Annotated in this window: 2 protein-coding genes and 1 pseudogene; 2 read left to right on the forward strand and 1 reads right to left on the reverse strand. The window is 61.3% G+C overall.

Annotated features, from left to right (window positions below; all coding sequences use genetic code 11):
- Nucleotides 1-196, forward strand: a pseudogene (locus tag VGL22_RS09135) (VWA domain-containing protein); the annotation flags it as partial.
- Between the two features lie 292 nt (nucleotides 197-488).
- Here the strand turns inward: VGL22_RS09135 and nagA are convergent.
- Nucleotides 489-1,637: an N-acetylglucosamine-6-phosphate deacetylase gene (nagA, locus tag VGL22_RS09140; protein WP_465266599.1), complete on the reverse strand. Its 1,149-nt coding sequence runs from the start codon at nucleotides 1,635-1,637 to the stop codon at nucleotides 489-491.
- 101 nt (nucleotides 1,638-1,738) lie between these two features.
- On the opposite strand from nagA, the gene VGL22_RS09145 reads away from it, so the two are divergent.
- The coding region (locus tag VGL22_RS09145) for a beta-propeller fold lactonase family protein (protein ID WP_465266600.1) at nucleotides 1,739-2,973 on the forward strand (1,235 nt) is incomplete at its 3' end.

Below are 2,973 nucleotides of genomic sequence, written 5' to 3' on the forward strand. Positions count from 1 at the left end.
CATCACCGACAAGAAGTTCGAGCAGCGCGTGCTCGACGCCGCCAAGCACGCCCGCAACCGCTACCTGCTCACCTTCCGCCCCTCCAACGCCACTCCCGGCCTGCACGCAATCCGCGTCAAGCTGGCGCAGGATTACGGAGCGCGCATCGTTGCCCGCGCCAATTACTGGGTGGGCGATGTCCCCGGCGTTGATTGAGAAGCTTTGCGGAGCTTTCCCAGTTTGACCCGGTTTTCCTCAGAAATCCGGTGTGAGCTGTAAACTTCGCCGCGCAATTTTGCTGTCGACAAAGGAGCCGAAGAAGTGTTCCGCAGGGACCTGGAATTGAACCCGCGCAATCCGCGCAGCCTCTTTGGTCTGCACGAAGCGCTCACCCCTCAGAACCGGAGTTATGAGTCGGAATGGGTGAAGCAGCAATTCGATAGCGCCTGGTAGGGAGCCCATATCGCGCTAACGGACGAAGACGTGTGAATGAGCGCCCCCGTTCGCCCTAGCTGACAACCTTTCCGCCCACGACGGAGGCGAGCAGAGTGCCGTCAGGGCGGACTGCTACGAAGTTCGCTGCGTCACCCACGCGCAACGAGCCGGCACGATCGCCAAATCCCGTCATTGCAGCGGGATTGGCAGTGAGCAGGCGCAGGCCCTGGTCGACAGTGGCGCCGGTGAAATGAATGAAATTGGCGAGTGCGCGATCTAGCGTGAGCACGCTGCCGGCGAGCACACCGTTGGCCATCGCTCGGCCGTTGGCCACCTGCACGTCAAAGCCGCCAAGTTGATAAGTGCCTTCAGGCATTCCGGCTGCAGACATGCCGTCGGTGATAAGGATGCTGCGATCGGGGCCCTTGGCGCGCCACCAGAGCTTTACCATCTCTGGCGTGTTGTGGATGCCGTCGCAGATGAGTTCGGCAAAGAGGTCATCGCAGGTGAGGACGATGCCCAGGATTCCCGGCTCGCGATGATCGAGCGAACGCATGGCATTGAAGGTGTGAGTGGCACTGGCGGCGCCTGCGGCAATGGCGGCGTTGGTTTGGGCTGCTGTTGCGTCAGAATGGCCGATGGAGATACGCACCCCTTTTGCGATTGCATGCGCGGCAAGTTCAAGTGCGCCGGGCAGCTCAGGCGCCAAAGTCATGAGGCGCACGTGGCCTTGAGCCGCCTCGTACATGCGATCAAAGAGGACGATGTCGGGCGCCAGAAGCAGATCAAGCGGATGCACGCCTCGCTTGGCATGGGATAGGAAGGGGCCTTCGAGATGGATGCCGATGGGGTGGGCTTCCCCGTTCCGAGGGCCGGCGGCGATGCGGCTTGCAATCTGCTCAAGAGACTTCAGGGTTTTGTCGAGCGGTGCAGTAACGGTTGTGGCAAGGTAGTTTGCGGTTCCATGCGAGGCAAGGAATCTGCCGATTGCGCTCAGCGCCTCATCGCTGCCCTCCATCACATCGTGGCCTGCTCCCCCGTGGATATGCACGTCAAAAAAGGAAGGGCCCAGCAGCGCGTCTCCCAAGTCAGTGCCGTTGCCGATTGGACCGGAGCCGCTGGATTCGATGGATACGATGCGGCCCTCTTCGACCGTGATCAAAGGATGATCGAGAATGCAGTGGCCGTCCCAAAGCCCCTGTGCCGTGAACACTGAATGCATGATGCGATTATCGCAGTTGGTGGGACTTTGGAGACATTTGTCGACGTTCCGGTAACAGATATGTAACGCGCAGAGCGGGCGGGTTTGTTAGCGTGATTGTCATGGTTGTGAAATCCCTAGCCGTCCTCCTCGCTGGTGCGCTGTTTTTAGGCTCAATCCCGGTGCTGGCCCAGACCGTCAATCTCTCCACGAGCAAGCAGCTTACCGAGCCGGTGCCGGGCAATCCGCAGCGGCTGAATGCTGAGCCGGTCTCGATGGCTGTGTCGCCGGATGGCCGCTACGTGGTTACAGTGAACGATGGCTACGGCACGTTCGAATCCAACTACTCGCAGTCGCTGGCGGTGTATGACACGCAGGCGGGCACGCTGGCGGATTTCCCCGACGACCGGACCGTACTGCGGGGCGGCAAACAGACCCTCTATTCCGGCCTGGCGTTCAGCCGCGATGGCACGCACGTGTATGCCAGCATGGGTTCGGAGAGCGATCCAAACGGCGAGCGCAAAGGCGATACCGGAAATGGCATTGCGGTGTATAGCTTCAGCACTGGCAAGATCGCGCCCGAAAGGTTTATCAAGCTGCCGCTGGAGAAGCTGGCGGCGGGGCGGAAGACACGCCTTCTCGGCGAGCGCGATGGCGACCAGGCAATTCCGTTTCCGGCGGCGATTGCGGTATTCGGTGCTGGTGGCGGCGCGGGAGAGAAGCTGCTGGTGGCGGGAAATCTGTCAGACGATGTTCTGGTGGTGGATGCAGCCAGCGGTGCGGTTGAGAAGCGGTTTGACCTCTCCGAGAGCGAAGCGGTTCCGGGGACCTATCCTATCGCCCTCGCGGTGACGCAGGATGGGCGGCGCGCCTTTGTGGCCCTGTGGAATGCGTCGGAGATTGTGGAAATCGATCTCGTGAAGCTCACGGTAGGGCGAAAGCTGGCGCTGCTAAAGGCGTCCGATCCGGTGAAGCCGGGGTCGCATCCGTGCGCATTTCAGATTACGCCCGATGAGAAGACGCTGTATGTGGCACTTGCGAATCGTGACGCAGTGGCGGCGGTGAACATTGCAGGCGGCGGGCTGCGGGTGAAGGGGTACTTAGATACGCGTCTGCCGCACCAGAGCTACTTTGGCGCGGAGCCGCTGGCATTGGCGCAGGATGCGTCGGGGCATCGGCTCTATGTGGCGAATATGGCGAGTGACGCGGTGGCGGTAATCGACCCGGCGAAGTTGACGGCGAAGGCGTCGAAACGCGGCATGGCTGAGCCCCTGGGCTTTGTTCCCACCGAGTGGATGCCGTTCTCAGTGGCGTTTACGGGCGGCAAACTCTATGTGGCGACCGATAAGGGGAAGGG

This window comes from Occallatibacter sp. (genome assembly GCF_036502485.1).
Classification (GTDB): Bacteria; Acidobacteriota; Terriglobia; order Terriglobales; family Acidobacteriaceae; genus Telmatobacter.

Excerpts from the sequence above, each read along its gene's own strand:
- nagA (WP_465266599.1), bottom strand. The coding sequence starts at position 1,637 with ATGCATTCAGTGTTCACGGCACAGGGGCTTTGGGACGGCCACTGCATT.